The sequence below is a fragment of the Cryptosporangium aurantiacum genome, assembly GCF_900143005.1.
Classification (GTDB): Bacteria; Actinomycetota; Actinomycetes; order Mycobacteriales; family Cryptosporangiaceae; genus Cryptosporangium; species Cryptosporangium aurantiacum.
The window spans coordinates 95,871-121,786 of sequence record NZ_FRCS01000007.1 but is presented as its reverse complement, the minus strand read 5'-3'; the positions used below and the strand labels follow the sequence as shown (position 1 = coordinate 121,786).

The window sequence follows — 25,916 nt, the reverse complement described above, 5'->3', positions numbered from 1 at the left end:
CGCTTGACAACACTGCCCACCCGCCAGATTGTTAACAGTATCGTGCACAACCCGGGGAGCCGCGAGACCGCCCGAAATCGGAGGACCCGTGTCGGAGTCTTTGTTGGTCGTCAGCGCACACGCCGGCGACTTCGTCTGGCGCGCCGGCGGTGCGGTCGCGCTGACCACGTCTCGCGGCGGCACCGCGACCGTCGTCTGCCTCACCTACGGCGAGCGTGGCGAGTCCGCGCGGGCCTGGCGCGAGGGCCACACGCTGGAGGAGATCAAGGCGATCCGCCGGTCGGAGGCGGAGAGCGCGGCCGACGCTCTGGGCGCCCGGATCGAGTTCCTCGACGCCGGTGACTACCCGCTCCGCCCGAGCGAGACGATCACCGACCGGCTCGTCCACCTCTACCGCGAGTTGCAGCCGACCGTGGTCCTCACGCATCCGCTGGAGGACCCGTACAACGGCGACCACCCGGTCGCCGCCCGGATCGCGCTGGAAGCGCGGGTGCTGGCGCAGGCCATCGGGTACCCCGCGCCCGGCGACCCGCTCGGCGCCCCGCCGGTGTTCTTCTTCGAACCGCACCAGCCCGAGCAGTGCGGCTTCGTCCCGCAGGTGCTGCTCGACGTCACGCCGGTGTTCGAGACCAAGCAGAAGGCGATGGGCTGCTTACCCGCCCAGCAACACATGTGGTCGTACTACACCGACCTGGCGACCCGCCGGGGCGTCCAGCTCAAGCGCAATGCCGGACCAAACCTGGGGCTGACCAGCGACACCAAGGCCGAGGCCTACATGCGGTACTACCCGCAGGTGACGACGGAGCTCGCATGAGGACGGTCATCGTCACCGACGTCCCCCGCCCGGCGGCGGCGAGCCTGGACGCGCTGCGCGGGTTCGGCGTGGCCACCGTGCACGAGGCGCAGGGCCGCACCGGGTACCTCGGCCCCGACCTGGTCGCGCGGGTGCCCGGGGCTTGCATCGCCGGTGCGGTGGTCACGGCGGTTTGCTGGCCGGGTGACAACCTGATGATCCACGCGGCGGTCGAGCAGTGCGCGCCCGGCGACGTACTGCTCGTCACCACGACCTCACCGTGCCGCGACGGCCTGTTCGGCGAACTGCTCGCGACATCGCTGCGCAGCCGCGGCGTACGGGGCGCGGTACTGACCACCGGCGTCCGGGACGTCGCCGAACTGCGAGAGCTTCCGTTCCCGGTCTGGTCGGCGGCGGTGAGCGCCCAGGGGACCGTCAAGGCCACCGCGGGCGCGGTCAACGTCCCGATCGCGGTCGGTGGGGTGCTGGTGCACCCCGGGGACGCGCTGGTCGCGGACGACGACGGCGTCGTCGTGGTGCCCCGGGCAGAGGTGGACGCCGTGGTCGAGGCCTCCCGGGCGCGCGAGACCGCGGAAGACGCCACCCGTGCGGCGCTGGCCGCCGGGGAGCTGGGCCTGGACCGGTACCGGCTGCGGCCGCTGCTGGAGCGACTCGGCGTGGAGTACGTGAAGCATGGCGTTTGACGGGGTCCGCTGCCTGCTGATGCGCGGTGGCACGTCGAAGGGGGTGTACTTCCTCGCCGAGGACTTACCGGCCGAGGCCGCGGCCCGCGACGACCTGCTGCTGCGGCTGTTCGGTTCCCCGGACGAGCGGCAGGTCGACGGTATCGGCGGCGGCCATCCGCTGACCAGCAAGGCCGCCGTGGTGAGCCGCAGCGAGAACGACCCGGACGCCGACGTGGACTACCTGTTCCTGCAGATCGTCCCGGACCGCGCCACGGTCTCGACCGGCCAGCCGTGCGGCAACATCCTGGCCGGGATCGCGCCGTTCGCGGTGGAACGCGGGCTGGTCGAGGCCGGGCCGGAGATCACGACCGTGCGGATCCGGATGGTCAACACCGGCGGCCTGGCGATCGCGACGATCCGGACGTCCGGCGGCCGGGTGCGGTACGACGGGAACACGGTGATCGCCGGAGCGCCGTTCCCGGCCGCGCCGGTGTCGATCCGGTTCGCCGACACCGCCGGCGCGATCTGCGGCGGCTTGCTGCCCACCGGCTCGGTCCGCGACGACCTCGACGGCACGCCGGTGACCTGTGTGGACAACGGGATGCCGGTGGTGCTCGTGAACGCCGCCTCGCTCGGCGTCAGCGGGTACGAGACCACGACCGAGCTGGAGGCGAACGACCTGCTGCGGGCCCGGCTGGAAGCGCTACGGCTCCGGGCCGGAACGCTGATGGGCCTCGGTGACGTCTCCGGCGCCACCGTGCCCAAGATGACGCTGGTGGCGCCGCCGCGGAACGGCGGCACGCTGACGACGCGCACGTTCATCCCGCACCGCTGCCACCCCGCGATCGGGGTGCTGGCCGGGATCAGCGTCGCGACCGCGGTCGCGCTGCCCGGCTCGGTCGCCGCCGACGTCGTCGGCTCGGCGGCGCACGCCGGAAGCCGGATCCGGATCGAGCACCCGACCGGCCACTTCGACACCGCGAACGACCCGGACGCCGCCCCGGAGGACGCGCGAATCAGCGTCCTGAGCACGGCTCGCAAGCTCTTCGACGGCGTGGCCTGGCCCCGACCGTGACCACCGACCAGGGAGACCTCATGTTCACCGAGCGCGTCCGCGACCTCGCCCACGTCGGCTCGGTCGAGCTGTTCACCCCGACCCCGGAGGAGAGCCGCGCGTTCTTCGTCGATCTGCTGGGGATGAGCGAGTCCGGCCGGCAGGGCGATTCGGTCTACCTGCACGCGTGGGACGACTACGAGCGATTCACGGTCAAACTCACGGCCAGTTCGACGTCGGGAATCGGCCGCACGTACGTCCGGGCCGCGTCGCCGCAGGCCCTGGAGCGGCGGGCGGCCCAGATCGGTACCGGCTCCTGGGTCGAGGACGAGCTGGGGATCGGCAGGATCTACCTCTGTACCGACCCGGACGGCCACGAGGTCGGGCTGTACTGGGAGACCGAGCGGTTCACACCGTCGCCGGGCAAGGGGCCGGCGCTGAAGAACCAGGCCGATCGGTTCCCGGGGCGCGGCGCGAACGTGCGGCGGCTCGACCACGTCAACTACCTGTCGGTCGACACCCCGGCGTGCGGGCGGTTCCTCACCGAGAGCCTGCGGGCCCGGCCGACCGAGCAGATCGTGCTCGACTCCGGCGACGTCTCCGCGATCTGGTACACGGTCTCCGACAAGTCCTACGACCTCGTCTACACCAACGACTGGACCGGCACCCACGGGCGGCTGCACCACGTCGCGTTCGCCACCGACACCCGGGAAGACATCCTGCGGGCCGCGGACGTGATGCTGGAGAACGGGATCCACATCGAGACCGGCCCGCACAAACACGCGATCCAGCAGACGTTCTTCCTCTACGTCTGGGAGCCGGGCGGCAACCGGATCGAGCTGTGCAACGCCGGTGCGCGGCTGGTGCTGGCGCCGGACTGGGAGCTGATCTCGTGGACCCAGGCCGAGCGCGCGAAGGGCCAGGCCTGGGGACTCAAGACGATCGAGACGTTCCACACCCACGGCACGCCCCCCGTCAGCTAGGAATGCCCGTCAGCTGAGGGACGAGCACGCGACCAGGGCGAACACCGGGACACCGGCCACCGCCCAGCCGGTGACCGCCGCGATCGACCCGGCGGTGACCGGCGTGGACGCGCCGCCGCCGCGGCGCAGGAGCAGCAGCGTCACCTCGCCGATCAGCACGGCGATGCCGAGCGCCGGTCCACCGACCGCGATCCCGATCACCAGAACGGTGTCGCGCGGGTTCAGGTCACAGCCGAAGCCGATGCCGTCGCAGGTGTCGTCGGACTTCGCGGCCGGTAGCAGCGCCAGCACCACGAGGAACACGACGATCGGTAGCGCCTGCCAGGCGACGTGCACGGCGCTGGGGGTCAGCCGGAGCCGGGTGCGCGGGACGGTGTCCATGGCCGGGAGGCTAGGCGTTCCGGTCACCGCTGTCCCGAGTGGTTCTACTCAGGTGTCCGGGCAACGTGAGTGACGGATCGGCCCCTGTGGGTCACGATTCCTGGGAGTGTCGTGAACGCGACTTACGCGTTGACTCCAGGTCCGCTCAGGATCGTTTCCCGAGCACGCGGTACCGGGCACCTTACGGGTATGCGATGGGTGAAGGCAGGGCTTCTGATCGGCATCAGCCTGGTCGTGGCGTACGGCGTTTACGGGGTGACCGAGAACCTCGCGGTCCCGACCGCCGTCGTGCTGGCCGGTGTCGTCTTCGCGTGCATGGCGATCGCGCTGGACAGCCACGACGTCGCCCCACCGCAGGGCGAACGCCCCCGCGTCCGGGGTGCGGACGCGCCGCAGCAACCGGAGCGCGCGGCGGCCTGGTCCGGCGGTCCGGAGCGCCCCGACCCGGACGCGCAGGCCTGGCGCGCCGCCGCACAGCGCCGGGTGGCCGGCACGCACTGACCCGCCCGACACACCCCGATGCAGCCCCCGCGCGTTTCGCGCGGGGGCTGCGTCGTTCGGTCTGAAATCCGGGATCTGTGCGATGCGCAGTGGCCCGATCGCTCTGTGTTACCTCATCCGTACGGTGTGACCAGAGCTACCTGACAGTACGTACGCGTCCCGGTGCGTCTTCCGTATATTCCACTGTGGTTGTTGGCACGAACAGGTGCCGACGCTGTGCGTCCCGAGCTCCACGAGCATGCCCCGCCCTACGCGTGCCCGTTCCCTGACCGTCGCGACCTCGAAGGGGCCCATGAGTCGACGACGCGCCACGGCCGTGCCCTGCGCGCGGTCGATCGCTGCCGCGCCCGGGCGGGAGGCAGGCGATGGCTGAGCGCACCCTGCTCCGTGCCGTGCTCGAGCAACGCGGCTGGGCCAGCTGGCCGGTGTTCGAGATGCACTTCTCGGACGCCGCCCGCCGCGTCGCCGAGCGCACCGCCGCGGTGCCGATGAGCATTTCCCAGGCGACGTTCAAACGCTGGCTGTCCGGCGAGCGCGACCCGCGCAGCCTGGCCGGCGTCGTCCTGGAGGAGATGCTCGGCGTCGAGACCGAACTGCTCTTCCGCCCGGCGCCCAGCCACGACGTGGTGCTGCCACGACCGCTCGGGATCACGTCCAGGGCCGCGGCGCTGGCACTCGACGCCCGATGGGGGAACTCGCTGCTGTTCCCGTCCTCCCCGGCCGCCGGAGTGGACGGTTCCTGGCGGATGGAGGGCCTCGGGCTGTTCGACGGCACCTCGGTCGCGGTGCAGGCCTACGAGGCGATCGCGCTGCCGGACGACCTGGTCGGCATCGGACCGGACGACTACCCGCATCTGCGGGCGTTCGTCCAGCCGCTGCGCCGGGCCCTGGTCCTCGGGTCGCTCGGCGCCGGTCAGGGCACCGGGCTGTTCGCGGTGGACGCCGCGCACGTGCGGCGTCAGCTGGTCGCCGAGCGGCCGGTCGACGTGCTGCCGATCCCGGCCGCGTACCGGCTCGACGACCTCACCTACGGGCTGATCTGGGCGTTCACCAACCTCGACGACGGCTTGTCGGCCGACGACGCCGCGCTGCGCAGCGGGGCCGCCGATCTCGACACCCAGCTGGCCCGTCCACTCTCGGCGGTCGCCAGGGCCGCGTTCCCCGGCCTCTCGGCGGTGGGCGCGCTCTGGCTGGGTTCCCGCCACTGCGCCCGGCACACGATCCGGCGGCTGCGCAGGCCGGTGGACACCTGGGCGCTCTGGCACCGGGACTGCCGCGGCGAGGAGGCGGCGGCCTGGCTGTTCTTCCGTCACCAGCACGACGTCGTCCGCACCGTGCTCGACCACCTCGCGGACGGCCGGACTCCGCTCGGCAGCGCGTTCTGCGTGCCGGCCGCCGCGGTGAAGGACAGCCCGGCGTTCGAGCGGATCCTGCTGTTCCTCGCGATCGCCTGGCTCGAGTCCTGCGGTGTTCCGGCCTGGGTCTGCGCCGAGCCGGAGTACGCCCAGGTCGACGGCTTCCTGCTGGTGCCGGGGCAGCGCGCGGTCGTCACCAACTGGCTGCGGACGCCCGACGTCTGCCAGGTCGACGTCACCGACCGCAAGGCCCAGCTGCGCGACTACGCGGACGCCGTCGGCCACGCCCGCGCACACACCGTCGCCGCCGGAGACACGCCCGCCGCCCGGCTGCGGGCGCTGGCCGACCACCTCGAACTGGACTGGTCCTGGGTGACCCGGCGCTGCCGGGAGCTGAGCGAGTACGGACTCGTCGACATGCTGCGCCCCCGCAGCCGCCTCCTGACGCTGAGCCAGGCCGACTCCGTCCTGGCCTTCCTCGGAAAGCTGGACGCCGATGACTGACATCTCCGCGGCGAGCACCCCTCGGGAAACGGCGGCGCCGTCGCAGCAACAGGAACCACCGCCGGGAGCCGACCAGCCGCCGGCGGTCCGGGCCCGGCTGTGGTGGATCGTCGTCCTCGCGCTGGTCCTGGTCGCGCTGATCGGCGCCGCCGCCGCGGTGCTCACGGCCGCGTTCGAACCGACGATCTGGCACGCCGTGGGAGCCGCCGCCGGGTGGCTGCTCGTCCTGCTCGGCGCGCTGCTCGCGGTGAACGCCGCGGTGCGTCCGATCGGTACGGAGCTCGCCGCCGAACGCGCGGCGAGAACGAAGGCCGAGCGGGCCGCGTGGGAAGCGCAGTGGCGGGACAACTCCAACCGGGCCGCGCTGGAGGAGCAGCAGCGCGGCATCGCGGTCGCGGTCGCGCAGGTCAACGCCGCGCTCGCCGATTCGGTCCGAGAACTGGCCCGGGTCGCCGAGGAGATCCGCGGCGGTGACAGCCCCGACGTCCGGCCACCCGCGCTGTCCGCCGAGGGCTGGCCGGCGCCGCTGATCGAGTTGCACGGCGGCGTCCAGCAGTTGCTCCAGGCGTCGTTCGGCGTCGCGTCGCTGACCGCGTCGCACCAGCCGGTCGGCGTCCTGATCACGCTCGCCCGGCGGCTGCAGCCGCTGATCCACCGTGCGATCAAGGAGCTCGACGCGCTGGAGAGCCAGGTGGAGGACCCCGACCTGCTCAACGCGCTGTTCCAGCTCGACCACCTGGTGACCCGCGCCCGCAGGCAGGCCGAGAGCATCGCGGTGCTCGGCGGCGCGACCGCGCGCCAGATCCGCAAGCCGGTGCCGGTCTACACGGTGCTCCGGCAGGCGATCGCGGAGATCGAGCACTACGGCCGGGTCAAGGTGCTGCGGCCGGTGCAGGGCACGATCATCGGTCCCGCGGTCACCGAGGTCATCCACCTGATCGCCGAGCTGGTGGAGAACGCCACCGTGTTCTCGCCGCCGGAGTCGCGAGTGCAGATCCAGGTCGACCTGGTGCCGGACGGGTTGTCGATCGAGATCGACGACCTCGGCCTGGTCATGTCGGCCGAGCTGCGGCAGCGGATGAACCAACTGCTCACCACCCCGGAGCGGTTGGACGTCGGTGAGCAGCTCAAGGACGGCCGGATCGGTCTGATCGTGGTCGCGGCGATCGCCCGCCGCTACCAGATCCGGGTCCGGCTGGAGCGCAACGAGCGCGGGGGCAACCGCGCGCTGGTCGTGCTCCCGGCGAAGCTGCTCAGCGACGAGCCGCTGCGCCGCTCGGATCTGGGTCCGTCCGCGCTGCCCGCGGCGCCGGTCCCGGTAGCCGCCGCGATCGCCCCACCCGCCCACGCCGCCGAGCCCGGTGTGCTCTCCACGCTCGACCGGGAGCGGCTGGCCGAGATCAGCCGGGACGCGATGGCCAACGCCAGCCGTACCCGGCCGCCGACCCACAACACGACCGGGACGGAAGGTGCGGCGCTCGGCGAGGTCGACGCCGACCGGAAGGCCGACTCCGCGCGGCCGCCACTGCCCCGGCGGGACGGCCAGCACATGGCGCCCGAGCTCCGAAACCCGATCCGGGCCGAGGATTCCGAGCCGGGCGCGCACAACCCCGGATTGTTCGCGTCCTACCAGCGGGGACGCGAGCGGGCCGACGCGCAAGAACCCCCGGCGGCGCCGCCCACCACCTGACCCGGCGCGGCCGGCTCGTCCAGGAGAGAGTTCCAGTCGATGACCGAGATCTACCCGACCCCCTCGACGCCCAACCTGACCTGGGTGCTCGACGAGTTCAAACGCGACACGCCCGACGTCCATACGGTGATCGCCGTCAGCATCGACGGCATCTCCACGTACGCCAACACCGGCCTCCCGCTCGCCGACAACGAGCGGCTGGCCGCGATCACCTCCGGGTTCCACAGCCTGGCGCAGGGTATCGGTGCCCACTTCGCGGGCGGCGTGGTGCGGCAGGTGGTGGCCGAACTGGACAACCTGCTGTTCTTCGTCGCCGCGGCCGGACGCAACACGCTGCTCGCGGTGCTCGCCGCACCGCACGCCGACGCCGGCATCGTCGGTTACGAGATGACCCTGCTCGCGCGCCGCGTCGGTGACTACTTCGCGACCGCGAGCCGGGTGGGCAGCCACCGCATCGATGACTTCGCCGGGTGATTCGGGCGCCGGGGCGTGGCCCGTGACCAGACCGTGGGTCGAGGACGACGACACCGAGGCCGTGCGTCCCTATGCCGTGACCGGCGGACGGACCGCGCCGAGCGTCCCCGTCGATCTGATGGCTCTGGTCCGCGCCACCGGCGCGGTCCCGGACCACCACCTGGAACCGGAACAGCTGTACGCGGTCCACGCGTGCGCGGCGGAGCCGCGCACGGTGGCCGAGATCGCGGCGGCGCTGCGGCGACCGGTCCAGGTGACGAAGATCTTGATCTCCGACCTCATCGGGCTGGGCGCCGTACGGCTGCGAACCCCCGCGGCCGCGATCGGACCGACCCGCGAACGCCTCTTGGAGAAGCTGCTCGATGGACTCGAGAACCTCTGACAGCGACCCGGACGAATCGTTTCCGTTCGTCCCGCTGAAGATCCTGGTCGCCGGCGGGTTCGGCGTCGGCAAGACGACGCTGGTCCGCGCGGTCAGCGAGATCACGCCGGTGACCACCGAAGCGCTGATCACCACGGCCAGCGCGCGTCTCGACCGGCTGGACGGCGTCGAGGCGAAGACGACCACGACCGTCGCGATGGACTTCGGCCGGATCTCGTTCCCCGCCCAGAAGCTCAAGCTCTACCTCTGGGGGACTCCCGGCCAGGACCGCTTCTGGTTCATGTGGGACGAGCTGTCGCTGGGCGCGGTCGGCGCGGTCGTCCTGATCGACACGCGGCGGCTCGCGGACAGCTTCCCGGCCGTCGAGTACTTCCTGGACCGTGCCCTGCCGTTCGTCGTCGCGGTCAACGAGTTCGACGACGCCTACCGCTACACCGCCGACGAAGTCAGCGAAGCGCTCGCGCTCCGGCCGGACGTACCGGTCGTGCACTGCGACGCACGGCTGGCGCGTTCGGTGACCGACGTCCTGATCGCGGTCGTGCGCCACTCGCTGCGCGCCGCGTCCTCCGCCTCTTCCATCCGAAACGGGAGCTGAGTCATGCCTTTCGACGACGAGACCGGGCTGGATCTGCCGCTGCCCGACCTGCACGCGCCGCAGCGTGTCGCCCGCCTGCGCGAGCTGGGCCTCTACGACACCCCGGACGAGCAGTTCGACGCGCTGGCCGCGAAGCTCGCCCAGGACGGGGCGACGCTGGCCGGGATCGACTACGCGCCCTACGCGATGGTGAACTTCCGGACCGACCGGCACCAGTTCTTCGCCGGGCTGCACGTGCCGTCCGAGTCCCAGCCCAGCGCCGACGCCGACGGTGTCTCCCGGGTGATGGACCTGCAGCACGGCTACTGCCCGGAGGTCGTCGGCCGCGGCCGGGCGCTGGTGCTGGACGACGTCTGCGCGCACCCCCGCTTCGAGAGCAACGAGGTCGTCGACCTGATCGGGATCCGCAGCTACCTCGGGGACGTCGTCCACGACCCGCGAACCGGGATCGTGCTCGGCACCGCGTGCATCGTCGACACCGAGCGGCGGGCCTGGGGGCGCGCCGGCCTGAAGCTGATCAAGGACACCGTCGCCCAGATCGAGCAGCGCATCGCCGAACTCGACCGCTAGGCGGTGTCCGCGCGCCGCCCTGGGCGCGCGTTCACGCGAAACCGGGGTCTAAGCGCGCCTTACGGCCCGGTTACGCGTCAGACCGCGTGAGGGAAGGGCCGGGCCTCGCCGTTGAGGCCCGGGGCACGGGGGCGGCACGGGGGTGCGGCCGGGGTCAGACCGCTTCGGCGTCGGCGAACGCCTCGGCGCGCGGCGCCGGGATCCGGTCAGCCAGCGGGACGAGCTCCGCCGGGGGTTCCACCGGCGGCGCGAACCGGGTGGACCAGGGCGCGCCCTTGTCCGCGCCGAGCGCGGCTTCGGCCAGCCGGAGCCGCTGCACCGCCGACGTACCGGCCGGCGGCAGGATGTGGAACGCGTCGCGCTGGTAGCGGGCGATCGGCGAGTCGTCCGGGAACAGCCCGTGCGCGCCGTGGATCTCGACCGCGAGCCTCGCGGAGTCCAGCGAGTACTCGGCGTTGATCAGCTTCGCGTTCTGCAACTCGGCGTCGCAGGGAAGCCCCTGATCGAGCAAGTACGCAGCGTGGTACGCGGCGAGCCGGGCGGTCATCAGCGCCGACTGCATCCGCCCGATCTGGTCGCGGACGGTCGGCAGCTCGGCGAGCGGCTTGCCGTAGCGCCGCTGCCAGGTCGCGAAGCGGACGGTCTCGGCGACGATCGCCTCGTGGATGCCGAGCGACACAGCGGTGAGGTTCGGCCTGCCGACCAGGATGCTGGACGAGTACGCGACGTCCAGCCCGTCGCCCTCGCCGCCCAGCAGGTTCGCGACCGGCACCCGGCAGTCGGTGAAGATCAGCTCGCCGAAGCTGAACCCGGGCAGGCCGACGGCCGGGCGGTGCGGTGCGAGCGAGAAGCCGGGGCGATCGGCCTCGACCAGGAACGCGGAGAGCCCCCGGCTGCCGCTGCCCGTGCGGGCCACCACCCCGTGCAGGTCACCGACGTGGCTGTTGCCCACGAACGCCTTGCGTCCGTTGAGGACGTAGTGGTCGCCCTCGCGCCGGGCCGTGGTCGACATGCCGAGCACGTGGCTGCCCGACGTCTTCTCGGTCACCGCGATCGTCGGCAGGCAGTCGCCGGACGCGACCGCGGGCAGCCATCGCTCCTTCTGCTCGGGCGTGCCGAAGTGGAGGATCTTCGCGGTGCCCAGCTGCGATGCCTGCACCATCGCGCCCATCGCGCCGCTGACCCGGGACAGCTCCTCGATGATGATCGTCTTCGCGACGTGGCCGGCGTCCATGCCGCCGTACTCGGCGCCGATCGTGGCGCCGATCCACCTCTGGCGGGCGATGAGTCTGGACAGCTCGTACGCGACGCCGCGGTCCTCCTCCATCTCCGCGACCCTGGGGCGGACCTCGTCCTCGGCGAAGGTCCGCACCTCCTGTCGGATCCGGTCGTGACGTGCGGTGGTGAAATAGCCGTCCATACGCAGCCTCCGTCGCGAGTCGCCGGGCAGCCGGACGCCCACGGGCGACGCGGCGGGCCCGACGACGATGGTGCTTCTGGTACCTGGGGGCGGGGAAGACGCCAGTCCGCAACAGCTCCGTCCTGAGTGGCGCTGAGGTAACCCTGGCGGTTACCGGGGCCCGACGCACCCGTTGCAGGGGGTCATTCGAGGGTCACTTTTGGTATTCCCACTCGGGGTAGGACCTGGTTGTTGTCAGGCCAGAACGGCGCAGACCGCGTAGACGCGGCACAGCGCTGATTCAGGTCATGCACCCGTAATGAGCCGGATCGGGGCGGGCGAGGTTGTCCGCTACCTTCCGTAAGGCCGGGAGGGTGTCGAGCCCTGGTGCTTCCGCGCCAGAACGGCGCCGAAGCGAATTCTGTGAACCGCTGGGTCTCCTGCGGCACATTGGAGGCTTTGCGCCTTTCGCCGAGGCCCTTCGCATACTATCCCATCCGGGGCTAAACACATGATTCGGAACGGGGGCCGAGCATGTTCAAGCCGTTCCCGGACGGCTCGGCGCCGCCGCTCGTGCACGTGGGGCGCCGGCCCGTCCACGACCGGAGCGGCGCGGTCGTCGCGTACCGGCTGCTGTTCCGGGACACCGCGCCGGGGGCCGTCGCGTCGTCCGCGCGCACGACCGCGCTCACCCAGCTGATCGTCACCGCGTTCACCGAGTTCGGGATCTCCGAGCTGGCCGGGTCGCTGACCTGCCTGGTCACCGTGAACCGCGACTTCCTCACCGGCGCCGTCCCGCTGCCGTTCGCCCCCGGGCAGGTCGTGCTCGCGGTCGACGAGCCGTTTCCGCTGGACGACGAGGCCGTGGCCGGCGGGGCCGCGCTGGCCGGTCGCGGCTTCCCGCTCGCGGTCGACGCGTTCACCTGGGGAACTCCGCAGGAGCGTCTGCTGCCGTTCGCCGGCTACGTGACGCTCGACCTGCGCGGCGCCGATCGGGCCGCAGCGGACGACGCCCGCCGCCGACTGAGCGCCGCGCCCGGCGTCCGGATGATCGCGGGTCACCTGGAAACGGCGGAGCAGTTCGACCTGGCGCTCGAACTGGGGTTCGAGCTGTTCGAGGGCCCGGCCGTCGGCCGGGTCCGCACCGCGTCCCGGCCCGCGCTCTCTCCGGCGGCGGCGTCCCGGCTGCAGCTGATCGCGCTGCTCAGCGGCGACGACGTCGGGATCGACGAGGTCACCGACGCGGTGGCGGAGGATCCCGCGGTCAGCTACCGCCTGCTGCACGCCGCCGGTGCCGCGGCGTCCGGGCAGATCAGCAAGGTGGCCTCGCTGCGCGAGGCGGTCGTGCTGCTCGGTCTCGACCGGATCCAGGGCTGGGTGACGCTGATGCTGCTCAGCGACGGCGCGACGCTCGACGCGTACCGAGCCTCGGTGGTGCTCGGCCGCGCCCGGTTCTGCCGCAACCTCGCCCCGATGCACGACGCGCCCCCGGATGCGGCGTTCACCGTCGGCCTGCTGTCCGGCCTCGCGGACGTCCTCGGGGTGCCGGCCGCTGAGCTGATCGTGGCGCTTCCGCTCGCGGATGCGCTGGTCGCCGCGCTGGTCGACGGCGACGGTCCGCTGGGCGCGACACTCCGTACCGCGGTCCGGTACAGCGAGGGCAGGGTGGAGCGGCTGCCCGGGGCGCTCGGTCCGCGGCAGCTGATCGAGGCCCAGCTCGGCGCGTTCCGCTGGACGAATCGCCTGCTCGCCACCGCAGCCTAGGTCAAAATGGCTGTTCTGTCAGGTTACGGTGTATTTCGATCCGTACCGGGGAGGTCGCAATGGGCGTGACGACCACGGGCTGGGCCCTGACCGTCGCCGTGATCCTCGTGCTGCTCGCGCTCGACCTGATACTCGGCACGATCCGGCCGCACGCGGTCGGGTTCCGCGAGGCCACCGCGTGGTCGGTGTTCTACATCCTGGTCGCGGTGGTGTTCGGGTTCGTACTCGCCGGGCAGTACGGGTGGGACTACGGCACCGAGTACTTCGCCGGCTACATCGTCGAGAAGAGCCTGTCGGTCGACAACCTGTTCGTGTTCGTCATCATCATGTCGACGTTCGCGGTGCCCCGGGAGCACCAGCACAAGGTGCTGACGTTCGGGATCATCGCCGCGCTGGTGCTGCGCGCGATCTTCATCGCGGTCGGCGCGGCCTTGCTGGAGCTGTTCTCGTTCATGTTCCTGATCTTCGGGCTGATCCTGCTCTGGACCGCCGTGCAGCTGTTCCGGCACCGGGACGAGGACCCGGACATCGAGAACAACGCGCTGGTGCGGACCGCGCGCCGCGTGCTTCCGGTGACCGACGAGTACCTGGGGGGACGCCTGCTCGCCCGGGTCGACGGGCGCCGGGTCGTCACCCCGCTGTTCGTCGTGCTGATCGCGATCGGCGGCACCGACATCCTGTTCGCGCTGGACTCGATCCCGGCCGTCTTCGGCGTCACCAGCGAGGCGTACATCGTCTTCGTCGCCAACGCGTTCGCGCTGCTCGGGCTGCGGGCGTTGTTCTTTCTGGTCACCGGCCTGCTGGACCGGTTGGTGTACCTGTCGGCCGGGCTGGCGCTGATCCTCGCGTTCATCGGCGTGAAGCTGGTCCTGCACTGGGCGCACGACCTGAGCGACGCGGTTCCGGTGATCCCGACGCCGCTCTCCCTCGTCGTCATCCTCGGGATCCTGCTGATCACCACCGTGGCGAGCCTGCTCAAGACGCGGCGTGACCCGACCGCGAAGGCGCACGCGGGCGTTGTCCTGGGCTCGCCGTCCCACCCGCCGGAGCACGAGTAGCGTTAACGGAATGGAATATCGCCAACTCGGGACGTCCGGCCTGCGGGTCTCGACGCTGACGATGGGCACGATGACCTTCGGCGGGTCGGGGAACTTCGCGAACGTCGGCGACACCGATGTCGACACCGCCCGGCGCCAGCTCGACCTGTGCCGCGATCACGGCGTCAACCTCGTCGACACCGCCGACGTCTACTCGGGCGGCGCGTCCGAGGAGATCGTCGGCGAGGCGCTGAAAGGCCGCCGGGACGACTGGCTGGTCGCGACGAAGGTGCGGTTCCCGATGGGGGACGGACCGAACGACGCGGGCCTCTCGCGGCACCACGTCCTGGCCGGAGCCGAGGCCAGCCTGCGGCGGCTGCAGACCGACCACATCGACCTCTACCAGCTGCACGAGTGGGACGGGCAGACCCGGCTCGAGGAGACGCTGGGCGCGCTCGACACACTCGTGCGGCAGGGCAAGGTGCGGTACGTCGGGGTGAGCAACTACGCCGGGTGGCAGCTGCTCAAGGCCCTCGGCGTGGCCGAGCGCGACCGGCTGCCCCGGTTCGCCAGCGAGCAGATCTACTACTCGCTGCAGGGCCGGGACGCGGAGAACGAACTGCTGCCCGCCGCGGTCGACCAGGGCTTGGGCGTGCTGGTCTGGAGCCCGCTCGCCGGTGGGCTGCTGTCCGGCAAGTACTCCCGGGGTTCCGACGGCCAGTTGCAGGGACCGGCCGGGGCGCGGCAGCTCACCGAGTGGAGCGAACCGCCGATCGACGCACCGGACCGGCTGTTCGCGACGATCGACACGCTGCGTTCGGTGGCGGACGGGCACGGTGTGTCGGCGGCGCAGGTGGCGCTGGCGTGGCTGCTCACCCGGCCCGCGGTGACGTCGCTGATCGTCGGTGCGCGGACCGAGTCGCAGCTCGCCGACAACCTCGGGGCGGCCGAGCTGACCCTGAGCGCGGACGAGATCGCGGAGCTGGAGCGGGTGAGCCGGCCGCCGCTGCTGTACCCGTACTGGCACCAGGCAGCGACGGCGCGCGACCGCCTCGGCGCCGCCGACCGCGTGCTGCTGGATCCGTACCTGTAAGGGTCTCGGGTGCCCTCCGCCACTCACGACCCGGCGGGCCCGCCCCCGGGGGCGTGGGATCTGCTCGGGTACTGGCTGACCGGCTCGCTGCAGCCGGTCGCGCTCCTCGTCGTGGCGGGCGCCGGCCCGGCGCTGTTCGCGTGGCGGAGCCCGCACGACGAGGCCGTGGCCACCTACATCCGGGAAACCACCCGTCTCCGCGGACGCTGACGTCGCGTCGAACGTCCGGTCGGAAACGGCGGCGGCGTACGTGCGCGGTGCTCACCGTCGCCGGGTGCACCTCGGTGTGCACAGAGCGACGCTACGGTGACGTGATGCGTTTTCTCGCCGCACTGGTCGCTCTGGTCACAGCGCTCGCGCCGCAGGCCTCCACCGCACCGGCCACCCACGCTGCCGCCCCGACCGCGGAGGCCACGGTGGAGACCGAGCCGGTCGGGCATTCCGCCACCGCCGCGCTCGACGTCGCACTCTGGCAGGACCCGAACCGGCGCCGCCGGGCGATGGTGGTGGGCACCGACCAGAAGGGTCCGCTGGAGACGTACGACCTGTCCGGCCGGCGGCTCCAGCGGATCAACGGTGTCTACCCGACCGGCGTCGACGTGCGGGACGACGTCGTGGTCGCCACCTCCGGCCGGGCGCTTCGCGTCTACACGGTCGAGCCGTCGACGCGGCGGCTGACCCAGCGTGCGGTGGTGCCCACGGGGGTCACGCCGTTCGGCGTCTGCCTCTACCGCTCGTACCGCACCGACCGGCTCTACGCGTTCGCGACCACGGTCGGCGGGCGGGTCGAGCAGTGGCACCTCACGCTCCGCGGCACCCGGGTGACCGCGCGGTCGCTGCGGACCTGGAAGATCGGCACCCGGCTGGACGCGTGTGTCGCCGACGACTCCAACGGCGCGCTGTACGTCAGCGAGCAGCGGTACGCGATCTGGCGGTACCGGGCCGAGCCCGACGCCGGCCTCGGGCGCACCCGGGTCGACTGGGCGAAGACGCGCTGGAGCGGCGCGGACGGCAAGGTCACCGCGAACGCCGAAGGGCTGGCGATCGCCGGTGACCGGCTCTACGTGTCGTCCCAGGGAAGCTCGGACTTCGCGGTGTACCACCGGGTGAGCAACGCCTACCTCGGCCGGTTCCGGGTCGCGAACAGCGACGACGTGGACGGATGCCAGGACACGGTCGGCATCGAGGCGACCAGCCGCAGGCTCGGCCCGCGCTTCCCGGACGGGGCGCTGATCTGCCACGACGGCTACAACCTCGACGGGACGACGGTCAAACGGGAGAACTACAAGCTGGTCCCGATGACCCGAGCGATGCGCCCGTAGCGCGTGGCGCACCGGGCCGCCGCGGCCGCGCCGTGGAAGCAGATTGCATTAAGGAGGGTCAGAGCCCTTCCACATGCAATCTGCCCGGACGGCTGGCGCCACTAGGCCAGGGGCTGCCGCGTGCGGCGCAGGGTGGGACCCGCGAGCACGATGCCGACGATCGTCAGGACGAACGCGGTCGTCACCAACGCGAGGATCCAGGGTGGAGCGTCGAGGAACCACCCCGGCAGTCCGAACGCGAACGCGTTCACCAGCGCCGCGACGATCGCGATCAGCAGGCCGGTTCTGCTGCCCCGCCACGCGGCGTAGGCACCGGCGAGCGTCACCACCCCGAGTCCGACGACCGCCAGGACGACCCCGATCGGGGCGTCGTCCGGATCTACCAGTGAGAACACCGTGCACACGTTGAGGGCGCCGGCGGCGGCCAGCGCCGCCGAGCCCCGCTGAAGGTTGTCAGTAGTCATGCCGTCGACGGTAGGAATCCGGCCGGCCAGCGGCTGCCCGGTAGGCCGCAGACTCGGTTGGGGGCCTACCGGATGGTCACCCAACGCGAACCCGCCCACACTGACGGGATGCGGCGCGTCCCGTCACTCCCGCGGTGGATCCTGGTGCTGGCCGGGATCGGCGGCGCCGCGTTCGTCGTCGCGCTGGTCGTCGATCTGTCGGTCGGGGACAGTGCGCACGCGGGCTGGGTCATCGTCGGACCGACGCCGTTCCTGGTCGCCGGCCTCGTCGGCGCGGTCCGCCATCCCGACGGCGCCGGGTGGAAGTGGCTGCTGGCCAGCGGCGCCATGTTCGAGCTTTCGGTCTGCGTCGGCGACTCGCTCCTTCCCGCGTTCGGCGACCGCTCGTACGCCTGGACGCTCGCGCTGGCCCGCGACTGGGTCGACAACGCCACCGCGGTCAGCGCACTCGGCCTGATCGGGCTCTTCCCGACCGGCAGGCCGCAACGCGCGTACGAGCGGTGGGTCCTCCGGATCGCGGTGGTCCTCGCGGCGGTGCTGCCGATGCTGTACGCGGTCACGCACCCGACGATGGCGTCGCCGATGTTCCCGACGCCGGGGGTTCCGGTTCTGGCGAGTCCGCTGTACGTCGCGGCCACCGCACCGGCGGCGGCGGTGACCGAGTGGCTCCGGTACCTCTGCGTGTTCGGCTCGCTGATCGGCTTCGTCCTGCTCGCGCTGCGGTACCGCCGGACGTCCTCCGAGGAGCGGCGCGGGATCCGGCTCCTGCTGCTCTTCGGCGCGGGCGCCGCGCTGGTGGTGTGGGGCGGAGTCATCGCGGTCGCCTTCGCGATCGACGGCCGCGCGGCGGATCTCGCGCTGATCGTCCTCTGGCCGATCGCGCTCACGCTCTCGCTGGGTGCGCTGGTCGCCGGATTGGACGCCGACTGGCGTCTGTTCGTGCCGGACCAGCCGCTGCGCCGGTCGATGGGCTACCGGCTCCTCTGGACGCTGATCGCCACGTCCTACGTGGCCGCCGCCGCGACGCTGGGCGCGTTCGCCGCGGAGTTCCTCCCGCTGGGCGCCGTCGTCGTGCTCGTGGCCGCCGCCGGGCTGCTGTTCCAACCGGCGCAGCGGCGGGTCGAGCGGATGGCGGCACGCTGGGTGTTCGGCCCCCGGCTGGACGGGTATCGCGTGCTCACGACGTTCGGCGCCGCGCTGGACTCCGCGCCCCGGTCCGCGGACCTGCTCACCGGACTCGCCGAAGCGGTCCGCACCGGCCTCGGGCTCCGCTGGGTCCGCGTCCGCCTGGACCTCCCGGACCGCCCCGCCGCGCTGCCGACCCAGGGGCTCGCCGGCGACCGCACCGAGGATCCCGAGCTCGTCGTCCCGCTCGCGGAGGGAGGAGCGCCGCTCGGCTGGATCGAATGCGGACCCCGGCGCGACGGCCACCTTCTCGACGAGGACCGCCGGTTGCTGCGGCACCTCGCGACGCAGGCCGCGCCGGCCGTGCGCAACCTCTACCTCACCGCGGAACTGACCGCGCGGGTGGAGGTGATCCGGCGCCAGGCCGCCGACCTGACCGCGTCCCGGTTACGGCTGGTCACCGCGCAGGACGCCGAGCGCCGCCGGATCCAGCGGAACCTCCACGACGGCGTCCAGCAGGACATCGTCGTGCTGACCACCACGCTTGCGATGGCCCGGGAACGGCTGCGCCGCGGTGACCCGTCCGCCGACGTCCTGCTCGCCTCCCTGCAGGACGAGCTGGCCGCGCTGCTGCACGAGGTGCGGGAGTTCGCGCACGCGATCCACCCCCCGGTGCTGGCCGACCAGGGGCTGCTGGAGGCGATCGAGGCGCAGGCCACCCGGTTGCCGCTGGAGACCGTGATCGAGGCGGACGCCTGCCTCCGCGGCGTCCGCTACCCCGAGCACGTCGAGGCCACGGCCTGGTACGTGCTGTCCGAGGCGCTGACGAACGTCGTCAAACACGCCGACGCCTGCCGGGTGCGGGTCGCGCTCGACCAACCCGACGGGCGGCTCACGGTCGAGGTGCGCGACGACGGCCACGGCTTCGACCCGGCGAGCCCGCGCGGCCTGGGGCTGACCGGCCTCGCCGATCGCATCTCGATCGTCCGCGGTGTGCTCCGGGTGGACAGCACGCCCGGCCACGGCACCGTGCTGCACGCGGAGATCCCGGTCGAGGCGCCCGATGACTGAGCAGCTGGGGATCGTCCTCGCCGACGACAACTACCTGGTGCGCGAGGGCACCCGGCGCTTGCTCGAGGAGTCCGACGCGGTGCGCGTGCTCGCCGCGGTGGGTTCCGCCACCGACCTTCTGGACGCCGTCCGGCGCACCCGCCCCGACGCGGTGCTGACCGACATCCGGATGCCGTCGCCCGGCCGCGACACCGACTCCGGACGCGCGATGGAGGGCATCGACGCCGCGCACGCGATCCGCGCGTCGGCGCCGCGGGTCGGCGTGGTCATCCTGTCGCAGTACGCCGACGAGGCCTACGCGTTCGAGCTGTTCCGCAACGGCACCGCCGGGCTCGCGTACCTGCTCAAAGACCGCGTCGGCGATCTGCGACAACTCCTGGCCGCGCTGCGTGAAGTCACCAGCGGAGGCTCGGTGGTCGACCCGCAGGTCGTCGACGCGCTGGTCGCCCGCCGGGCTCGGCTGCGGGAGTCACCGCTGGCGCGCCTCTCCCCGCGGGAGCTGGACGTCCTGCGAGAAATGGCGCAGGGGCACGGCAACGCCCGCATCGCCCAGCGGCTCTCGGTGTCCGAGTCGTCGGTGGAGAAGTACATCAACGCGATCTTCGGCAAGCTCGGGCTCTCCTCCGAGCAGCAGGTGCACCGCCGAGTCGCGGCCGTGCTCACGTTCCTCCGCGACGGCAGCCCCCGCCCCGAGTGAGCGTCGGCCGGCCTAGTCGCCGGCGACCTGGTCGGAGACGCGGGCGCCGCGCACGGACTGGGCCTCCGCGGCCGAGCGCGGCACCGGCTCGGCCTCCGTCGGCGCCCCGGTCATCTCCGGGTCACCCGCGGACTGCTCGACGTGCGCCTCGCCGCTCTTCGTCCGCTCGGGATGGGTGTGGGTCTCGTGCAGGGCGCTGTCGTTCTCGGCGGCACCGATCGCGGAAGCGACGTCCGGGCCGCTGCGCTCGTGCGCTGCCGGGTCCTGCGGCGTCTCGCTCATCGCCAGGCTCCTCTCCCGGCGCCTCCCGCCCGGGAAGCGCCTCGCGGAGTCCGTACCCAGACCGGCGGCGTCCTATCGCGATCACTCGCCGCCGATCTCGCCGTAGGCGACGACCGAGAGGAAGCGGATCGGCAGCTCGACGAGTTCCTGCGGCCCGTGCGTGCCCTCGCCGTCGAGCTGCAACGCGTCGCCCGGCCGCATCGTGTAGCTCGACTCGCCGTGGCCGTACACCATCTCGCCCTCGAGCATGAAGAGCAGCTCGGTGCCGGGATGCTGGAACAGCGGGAACTTCTCGCTGCGCTCGGTGAGCGTCACCAGGTGCGCCTCCATCCGCTTGTGCGGACCGCGCAGCGCGCCGAGCAGCGTGTAGTCGTGACCGACCCGGGTGCCGCGCTGGACGATCCGCGCCCCGCTCCCGGCCGGGGTGAACACCGCCTCGCGCTCGGCGTCCGCACCACGGAACAGCGAGGTCACCGGCACGTCGAGCGCGTCGGCGAGCCGGGCCAGCGTGGTCAGGCTGCAGCTGGTCTGGGCGTTCTCGATCTTCGAGAGCATCGCCTTGGAGATGCCGGTGCGCACCGCCATCTCGGCGAGCGTCTGCCCGGACGCCAGCCGGATGCGCCGGAGCTGCGCGCCGATCGCCCGCTCGAGCCGGCCCTCCTCACCGGCCGGCTCATCGACCTCCCGCGCCGCCGGTCCGTGCGGCTCGTCACCCATACCCGTCACACTACTCAGCGTCCCGGGACCCAGGACGTGCCCGCCAGCGGCACCCGCGCCATCGCCGCCGCCTCGATCGTCAGCGCGACCAGGTCTTCGGGCTCCAGGTGCTGCACGTGCGACTTGCCGCACGCCCGGGCCAGCGTCTGCGCCTCCATCGTCAGGACCCGGAGGTAGTTGGCCAGCCGCTGCCCGCCCGCCACCGGATCCAGCCGCGCGGCCAGCTCCGGATCCTGGGTGCTGATCCCGGCCGGGTCGCGCCCGTCCTGGAAGTCGTCGTAGAACCCGGCCGCCGACCCGAGCGCCTGGTACTCGGCGGCGTAGCGCGGGGAGTTGTCACCGAGCGCGATCAACGCCGCGGTCCCGATCGCCACCGCGTCGGCGCCCAGCGCCAGCGCCTTCGCCACATCCGCGCCGGTCCGGATCCCGCCCGACACGATCAGCTGGACACGACGGTGCATCCCGAGTTCCTGCAGGGCCTGCACCGCCTCCGGCAGCGCGGCCAGCGTCGGGATGCCGACGTGTTCGATGAAGACGTCCTGGGTAGCGGCGGTGCCGCCCTGCATGCCATCGACCACGACGACGTCGGCGCCCGCCGCGACCGCGAGCTTCACGTCGTAGTAGGTGCGGGACGCGCCGACCTTGACGTAGATCGGCTTCTCCCAGTCGGTGATCTCGCGCAGCTCGAGGATCTTGATCGCGAGGTCGTCGGGGCCGGTCCAGTCCGGGTGCCGGGACGCTGACCGCTGGTCGATGCCGGCCGGCAGCGTGCGCATCGCCGCGACGCGGTCGGAGATCTTCTGGCCGAGCAGCATGCCGCCGCCGCCGGGTTTGGCGCCCTGCCCGAGCACGACCTCGATCGCGTCGGCCTTGCGCAGGTCGGCGGGGTTCATCCCGTAGCGCGACGGCAGGTACTGGTAGACGAGGTGCTTGGACTGGCCCCGCTCCTCGGGGGTCATGCCCCCGTCGCCGGTCGTCGTCGACGTACCAACCGCCGAGGCCCCCCGTCCCAGCGCCTCCTTCGCCTGCGCCGACAGCGCGCCGAAGCTCATCCCGGCGATCGTGATCGGGATGTCCAGGTGCAGCGGGTACTTCGCGTTGCGGTCGCCGAGCACCACGTCGGTGTCGCAGCGCTCCCGATACCCCTCCAGCGGGTAGCGCGACATCGACGCGCCGAGGAACACCAGGTCGTCGAAGTGCGGCAGCGGACGCTTGGCGCCCCAGCCACGGATGTCGTAGACCCCGGTCTCCGCGGCGCGCTGGATCGCCGCGATCGTGGCCCGGTCGAACGTCGCGGACTCCCGCAACGACGGATCGATCATGCCGACGCTCCTAGTACGTGTTGGAGGACGCGAAGTGGTACAGCGTCCGGGCGGAGCCGTACCGCCGGAACGACGCCGGATCGTGGTCGAGCCCGGCGGCTTTCAGCAGATCGGCCAGCTCGGCCAGGTGTTCGGCGCGCACGGGCTTCTCGACGCAGTCCGCGCCCAGCGACCCCACGGCGCCCCGGACGTAGAGCCGCGCCTCGTAGATCGAGTCGCCCAGCGCGTCCCCGGCGTCGCCGCAGACCACCAGCCGCCCGGCCTGCGCCATGAACGCGCTCATCGGCCCGACGTCGCCGCCGACGACGATGTTGATGCCCTTCATCGAGATCCCGCAGCGCATCGACGCCGAACCGTCGATCACGAGCAGCCCGCCGTGCCCGGTCGCGCCCGCGGACTGCGACGCGTCGCCGTGCACCCGCACAGTGCCGCACATCATGTTCTCCGCGACCCCGGTGCCCGCGCTGCCGTGCACGGTGATCGTCCCGCCGTCGTTCATGCCGGCCGCGTAGTACCCGGCGTGCCCGCGGATGTCCACGCTGATCGGGTGCCGCACCCCGGCGGCCAGGGCGTGCGCCCCCTGCGGGTGCAACACCTCGTAGGCCTGCGTCTGCGGGTCGTGGAGCTCCGCGTTCACGTGGCGGACGCTCGACGCGCGCAGATCGATCGTGCGCACACCGCCCGCCGCGCTGGCACCATCCGGCTCGGCCGTCGGTCGCGCGTCCGTGTTCAGCGCTGCCATGCGTAGACCCTCTCCGGCTCGGGTTCGTAGATCCGCGCGGACTCGATGCCGGGGAGCGTCGCCAGCGCCCGGAACTCCGACGCCATCGCGACCCACGCCGCGGTCTCGGCGATGATCGCGGGCTTGCAGGCGATCGCGTCGCGCACCACCGCAAAGCCGTCCGCGCTGGTCACCAGCAACGTGTAGAACCCGTCGAACCGCTCGCAGAGGAGCGTGAGCGCCTTCTCCAGGTCGACACCCTGCTCGAGTTGCCGGGCCACGAACCGGGCCCCGACCTCGGAGTCGTTGTCGGAGTCGAACACCACGCTGTCGCGCTGCAGGTCACGGCGGATCGTCGCGTGGTTCGCGAACGACCCGTTGTGCACCAGGCACTGGTCCGCGCCCACCGAGAACGGGTGGCAGCCCTCCGGGGTGACCGCCGACTCGGTGGCCATCCGGGTGTGCGCCAGCCCCTGCCAGCCGGACGCGTTGACCAGATCGTAGGTACGCGCCAAGTCCTGTGGGGAGCCGGTTCCCTTGTAGACGGTCAAGTCGGTGCCGACCCCGACGATCCGCACCCCCGAATCGGCCGCGCGCACAGCGTCCGCCAAGGCAGTGGTCGTGAGGGGGGCCGCGACCACGGTCGTGTCACCCGCGACCGTCACCACCGCCTCGGGGTGGACCGACCGGACCGACGGTCCGGCGCCCAGGAGCGACACCGCGGCGAACCCGGCAGGGCAGCGGCGACGGTCACCGTAGATCGCGACGCCCGCCGAGTCGGGCCCGCGCTCGGCGACCTGGCAGAGCATGCCCTCCAGCAGCGCGCCGAGCCGGGGATACAGCCCGGGGTCGCGCAGGTGGAGTCCGACGATTCCGCACATACATACTCCTTCGAACACAGCCCTTCAGAACGCGGTCAGGTACCGGTCGTGCTCCCAGGAGCCGACCGTGCCGTGCCAGTCGAAGAACTCGGCCCGCTTCAGCTCGCCGAAGTACGCCGCAACGCCCGGGCCGGCGGCGTCGAGCGCGCCGCTGACCACCGGATCCGCGGCCAGCGCGTCGACCGCGTGCAGGAGCGTCGGCGGGAGGTCGGGGCGGGTCCTGGCGCCGGTCGCGCCGGGGTCGAGGTCGCGGGTGACGCCGTCCAGCCCGGCGGCGAGCGTGGCGGCCAGCGCCAGGTACGGGTTGGCCGAGCCGTCGGCGCCGCGCAGCTCGATCCGGTTGCCCTCGGGGATCCGGACGTAGTGCGTGCGGTCGTTGCCGCCGTAGCTGGGCTGCCGCGGTGACCAGGTCGCGCCGGAGCGGGTGGAGACCGCGCCGGTGCGCTTGTACGAGTTCACCGTGGGGGCGAGCACGGCCTGCAGCGCGTGGGCGTGCTCGAGCACCCCGGCCAGGAACTGGTGGGCCAGCCCGGACAGCCCGTGGTCGCGTTCGCCGGGGAACAGCGGGTCGCCACCGCGCCAGAGCGAGAGGTGCAGGTGCAGGCCCGAGCCGGTGCGGTCGGCGAACGGCTTCGGCATGAACGTGGCGGTCATCCCGCGCCGCTCGGCGAGCACCGAGATCAAATAGCGGGCGGTGATCACTCGGTCGGCGGTGGTCAGCGCGTCGGCGTAGGCGAAGTTCTGCTCGAACTGGCCGTTGCCGTCCTCGTGGTCGTTCGCATAATTGCCCCAGCCGAGCGTGTTCATCGCGGTCGAGACGTCGGTGAGGTGGTCGTACATCCGGGTCAGGCCGCGGGCGCCGTAACAGGGCTGCGCGTCGGTGTCGCGGGCGTCCGCCGGCGTCAGGCGGCCGGTGTCGTCCCGGTGGACCAGGAAGTACTCCACCTCGGCGCCGGCGAACAGCTCGAGTTCGGTCGAGCCGAGGACCGCCTTGAGGATGTTGCGCGGCGCGAACGGCCAGGGTGTGCCCTCGACGTACGGGTCGCAGTGGACGAGCGCGAGGTCCTCCCGCACCCACGGGAGCGGGGTGTAGCTGGTCAGGTCCGGAATCGCCATAACGTCCGGGTCGGACGGTTGCTGGCCCAGCGCGCCCACCGCGTACCCGGCGAACCCGACGCCCTCGTGCTGCAGGATGTCTGCGGCCTCGACCGGGACGAGCTTCGCGCAGGGTTTGCCGGTGAGGTCGACGAACAGCGCCAGCAGGAACTTCACGCCGTCGTGGGTGGCACGGGCCGTCAGGCCCTGCGCGGGCGCGGGCGCGGGCGCGGGGGCGGGGGCGGTCGGCGGGGCGGGCACGTCGAGCGTCATGGAGGCTCCCGAGGGGTTCGCTGTGTCCTAGCGTGAAACGTAGTCTCCCGCTGTGAGACGCGCGGTGGGTTTCGCGGCGGTAACGTGTCACATCCCGCCGGGCCCGGCCGTCTAGGGGAGATGGAAGACATCCGTGAGGTGGCTGACGCCGTCCGGCCCGCGTTGCTCGTCGCGCTGGAGCAGCTCGAACCGGCCGAGCGGCTCGCGTTCGTGCTGCACGACCTGTTCGCGGTGCCGTTCGACGCGATCGCGCCGCTGATGCGCCGCTCCCCCGCGACCGTTCGCCTGCTGGCCGCGCGGGCGCGGCGGCAGATGCGGGGTACGCGCGCGTCCGCGGATCCCGCCGTGGTCGACGCGCTCCTCGCCGCGGCCCGGAACGGCGACTACGCGGGCCTGCTCGCCGTGCTCGACCCGGACGTCGTCCTGCGCGCCGACGCCGTCCCGCGGGGGGACGTCGGCGGGCTCGTGCGGGGCGCCGGGGACGTCGCCGAGGTGCTCCTCGACCGGGCGGGGTCCGCGGTTCCGGCGCTGGTGGACGGGCGGCCGGGGGCGGTGTCCGGTCCTCCGCGCGAGGTGTTCGACATCACGGTCATCGGCCGGCGCGTCCACGCGGTCGAAATCCTGGCCGATCCGGAGATCCTCGACGCCCTCGACCTGGAATTTTCCGAACGTGAGCGCCGGTGAG

At 72.3% G+C, this 25,916-nt stretch carries 28 protein-coding genes; 19 read left to right on the top strand and 9 right to left on the bottom strand.

Features of this window, described 5'->3' with window-relative positions:
* Positions 1 to 88 precede the first annotated feature (88 nt).
* Genes BUB75_RS23415 through BUB75_RS23400 form a run of 4 tightly spaced genes read left to right on the top strand, consistent with a single transcriptional unit; the run spans position 89 to position 3,516 of the window.
* Positions 89 to 814 carry a PIG-L deacetylase family protein gene (locus tag BUB75_RS23415; protein ID WP_073259937.1) on the top strand — a complete coding sequence of 242 codons (726 nt, stop codon included), beginning with the start codon at positions 89 to 91 and terminating at the stop codon, positions 812 to 814.
* Positions 811 to 1,497 (top strand): 4-carboxy-4-hydroxy-2-oxoadipate aldolase/oxaloacetate decarboxylase, encoded by a 687-nt coding sequence (locus BUB75_RS23410; RefSeq protein WP_073259936.1) that lies wholly within the window; start codon positions 811 to 813, stop codon positions 1,495 to 1,497. The genes BUB75_RS23415 and BUB75_RS23410 overlap by 4 nt, the downstream gene beginning before the upstream one ends.
* Entirely contained in the window at positions 1,487 to 2,554 is a 1,068-nt protein-coding gene (locus BUB75_RS23405) for a 4-oxalomesaconate tautomerase (RefSeq protein WP_073259935.1), read from the top strand. The genes BUB75_RS23410 and BUB75_RS23405 overlap by 11 nt, the downstream gene beginning before the upstream one ends.
* Positions 2,555 to 2,574: 20 nt before the next feature.
* On the top strand, positions 2,575 to 3,516 hold the full coding sequence (locus BUB75_RS23400; RefSeq protein ID WP_073260242.1) for a VOC family protein: 942 nt from the start codon (positions 2,575 to 2,577) through the stop codon (positions 3,514 to 3,516).
* A 9-nt stretch (positions 3,517 to 3,525) separates the two neighbouring features.
* Here BUB75_RS23400 and BUB75_RS23395 read toward each other — a convergent pair whose 3' ends face one another.
* Positions 3,526 to 3,897 (bottom strand): hypothetical protein, encoded by a 372-nt coding sequence (locus BUB75_RS23395; RefSeq protein ID WP_073259934.1) that lies wholly within the window; start codon positions 3,895 to 3,897, stop codon positions 3,526 to 3,528.
* A 189-nt stretch (positions 3,898 to 4,086) separates the two neighbouring features.
* Here BUB75_RS23395 and BUB75_RS23390 point away from each other — a divergent pair, with 189 nt between their 5' ends.
* The 7 genes from BUB75_RS23390 (at position 4,087) to BUB75_RS23360 (ending at position 9,968) form a co-directional block, all read left to right on the top strand.
* Positions 4,087 to 4,398 carry a hypothetical protein gene (locus tag BUB75_RS23390; protein WP_073259933.1) on the top strand — a complete coding sequence of 104 codons (312 nt, stop codon included), beginning with the start codon at positions 4,087 to 4,089 and terminating at the stop codon, positions 4,396 to 4,398.
* 365 nt (positions 4,399 to 4,763) lie between these two features.
* Complete coding sequence (locus BUB75_RS23385; protein WP_073259932.1) at positions 4,764 to 6,257, top strand: hypothetical protein; 1,494 nt, start codon at positions 4,764 to 4,766, stop codon at positions 6,255 to 6,257.
* Positions 6,250 to 7,947 (top strand): sensor histidine kinase, encoded by a 1,698-nt coding sequence (locus BUB75_RS23380; protein ID WP_073259931.1) that lies wholly within the window; start codon positions 6,250 to 6,252, stop codon positions 7,945 to 7,947. The genes BUB75_RS23385 and BUB75_RS23380 overlap by 8 nt, the downstream gene beginning before the upstream one ends.
* A 39-nt stretch (positions 7,948 to 7,986) precedes the next feature.
* Positions 7,987 to 8,421: a roadblock/LC7 domain-containing protein gene (locus tag BUB75_RS23375; protein ID WP_073259930.1), complete on the top strand. Its 435-nt coding sequence runs from the start codon at positions 7,987 to 7,989 to the stop codon at positions 8,419 to 8,421.
* Between the two features lie 22 nt (positions 8,422 to 8,443).
* Positions 8,444 to 8,803 (top strand): DUF742 domain-containing protein, encoded by a 360-nt coding sequence (locus BUB75_RS23370; protein ID WP_218617718.1) that lies wholly within the window; start codon positions 8,444 to 8,446, stop codon positions 8,801 to 8,803.
* Positions 8,784 to 9,398, top strand: coding sequence for a GTP-binding protein (locus BUB75_RS23365; RefSeq protein WP_073259928.1), 615 nt, complete (start codon positions 8,784 to 8,786; stop codon positions 9,396 to 9,398). Before BUB75_RS23370 ends, BUB75_RS23365 begins: the two co-directional genes overlap by 20 nt.
* Before the next feature lie 3 nt (positions 9,399 to 9,401).
* Positions 9,402 to 9,968, top strand: coding sequence for a GAF domain-containing protein (locus BUB75_RS23360; RefSeq protein WP_073259927.1), 567 nt, complete (start codon positions 9,402 to 9,404; stop codon positions 9,966 to 9,968).
* A gap of 154 nt (positions 9,969 to 10,122) precedes the next feature.
* On the opposite strand, the gene BUB75_RS23355 is transcribed toward BUB75_RS23360, so the two are convergent.
* Positions 10,123 to 11,388: an acyl-CoA dehydrogenase family protein gene (locus BUB75_RS23355; RefSeq protein WP_073259926.1), complete on the bottom strand. Its 1,266-nt coding sequence runs from the start codon at positions 11,386 to 11,388 to the stop codon at positions 10,123 to 10,125.
* 513 nt (positions 11,389 to 11,901) lie between these two features.
* On the opposite strand from BUB75_RS23355, the gene BUB75_RS23350 reads away from it, so the two are divergent.
* From BUB75_RS23350 to BUB75_RS23330, 5 genes are all read left to right on the top strand, one after another.
* Positions 11,902 to 13,131, top strand: coding sequence for an EAL and HDOD domain-containing protein (locus BUB75_RS23350; protein WP_073259925.1), 1,230 nt, complete (start codon positions 11,902 to 11,904; stop codon positions 13,129 to 13,131).
* Positions 13,132 to 13,190: 59 nt separating this feature from the next.
* Positions 13,191 to 14,189: a TerC family protein gene (locus BUB75_RS23345; protein ID WP_073259924.1), complete on the top strand. Its 999-nt coding sequence runs from the start codon at positions 13,191 to 13,193 to the stop codon at positions 14,187 to 14,189.
* 10 nt (positions 14,190 to 14,199) lie between these two features.
* Positions 14,200 to 15,261: an aldo/keto reductase gene (locus BUB75_RS23340; protein WP_073259923.1), complete on the top strand. Its 1,062-nt coding sequence runs from the start codon at positions 14,200 to 14,202 to the stop codon at positions 15,259 to 15,261.
* Between the two features lie 9 nt (positions 15,262 to 15,270).
* Positions 15,271 to 15,471 carry a hypothetical protein gene (locus BUB75_RS23335; protein ID WP_073259922.1) on the top strand — a complete coding sequence of 67 codons (201 nt, stop codon included), beginning with the start codon at positions 15,271 to 15,273 and terminating at the stop codon, positions 15,469 to 15,471.
* A gap of 104 nt (positions 15,472 to 15,575) precedes the next feature.
* Positions 15,576 to 16,583, top strand: coding sequence for a phytase (locus BUB75_RS23330; RefSeq protein WP_073260241.1), 1,008 nt, complete (start codon positions 15,576 to 15,578; stop codon positions 16,581 to 16,583).
* A 101-nt stretch (positions 16,584 to 16,684) separates the two neighbouring features.
* Here the strand turns inward: BUB75_RS23330 and BUB75_RS46420 are convergent, their stop codons facing one another.
* Positions 16,685 to 17,047, bottom strand: a complete 363-nt coding sequence (locus BUB75_RS46420; protein WP_073259921.1) for a hypothetical protein — start codon at positions 17,045 to 17,047, stop codon at positions 16,685 to 16,687.
* Between the two features lie 108 nt (positions 17,048 to 17,155).
* Between BUB75_RS46420 and BUB75_RS23320 the strand changes: the two genes are divergently transcribed.
* Together BUB75_RS23320 and BUB75_RS23315 are read left to right on the top strand one after the other, a co-directional pair.
* Complete coding sequence (locus BUB75_RS23320) at positions 17,156 to 19,243, top strand: sensor histidine kinase (protein ID WP_073259920.1); 2,088 nt, start codon at positions 17,156 to 17,158, stop codon at positions 19,241 to 19,243.
* The gene (locus BUB75_RS23315; RefSeq protein WP_073259919.1) at positions 19,236 to 19,940 is read left to right on the top strand and encodes a response regulator transcription factor; all 705 of its coding nucleotides are present in this window, start codon (positions 19,236 to 19,238) and stop codon (positions 19,938 to 19,940) included. The genes BUB75_RS23320 and BUB75_RS23315 overlap by 8 nt, the downstream gene beginning before the upstream one ends.
* 12 nt (positions 19,941 to 19,952) lie before the next feature.
* Here the strand turns inward: BUB75_RS23315 and BUB75_RS23310 are convergent, their stop codons facing one another.
* The 6 genes from BUB75_RS23310 to glnT all read right to left on the bottom strand — a co-directional run bounded on the left by BUB75_RS23310 (position 19,953) and on the right by glnT (position 25,231).
* Positions 19,953 to 20,222, bottom strand: coding sequence for a hypothetical protein (locus BUB75_RS23310; RefSeq protein ID WP_073259918.1), 270 nt, complete (start codon positions 20,220 to 20,222; stop codon positions 19,953 to 19,955).
* An 81-nt stretch (positions 20,223 to 20,303) separates the two neighbouring features.
* Positions 20,304 to 20,939 carry a helix-turn-helix domain-containing protein gene (locus BUB75_RS23305; protein WP_073259917.1) on the bottom strand — a complete coding sequence of 212 codons (636 nt, stop codon included), beginning with the start codon at positions 20,937 to 20,939 and terminating at the stop codon, positions 20,304 to 20,306.
* A 14-nt stretch (positions 20,940 to 20,953) separates the two neighbouring features.
* Positions 20,954 to 22,261 (bottom strand): FMN-binding glutamate synthase family protein, encoded by a 1,308-nt coding sequence (locus BUB75_RS23300; protein WP_073259916.1) that lies wholly within the window; start codon positions 22,259 to 22,261, stop codon positions 20,954 to 20,956.
* Between the two features lie 10 nt (positions 22,262 to 22,271).
* The gene (locus BUB75_RS23295; protein ID WP_084741623.1) at positions 22,272 to 23,003 is read right to left on the bottom strand and encodes a GltB/FmdC/FwdC-like GXGXG domain-containing protein; all 732 of its coding nucleotides are present in this window, start codon (positions 23,001 to 23,003) and stop codon (positions 22,272 to 22,274) included.
* A complete protein-coding gene (locus BUB75_RS23290; RefSeq protein WP_073259915.1) occupies positions 22,991 to 23,863 on the bottom strand; it encodes a class II glutamine amidotransferase domain-containing protein in 873 nt (290 codons plus the stop codon). Before BUB75_RS23290 ends, BUB75_RS23295 begins: the two co-directional genes overlap by 13 nt.
* Positions 23,864 to 23,887: 24 nt before the next feature.
* Positions 23,888 to 25,231, bottom strand: coding sequence for a type III glutamate--ammonia ligase (gene glnT / locus BUB75_RS23285; RefSeq protein WP_073259914.1), 1,344 nt, complete (start codon positions 25,229 to 25,231; stop codon positions 23,888 to 23,890).
* 120 nt (positions 25,232 to 25,351) lie between these two features.
* Between glnT and BUB75_RS23280 the strand changes: the two genes are divergently transcribed.
* A complete protein-coding gene (locus tag BUB75_RS23280) occupies positions 25,352 to 25,915 on the top strand; it encodes a sigma factor-like helix-turn-helix DNA-binding protein (protein WP_073259913.1) in 564 nt (187 codons plus the stop codon).
* Position 25,916: the final 1 nt, after the last annotated feature.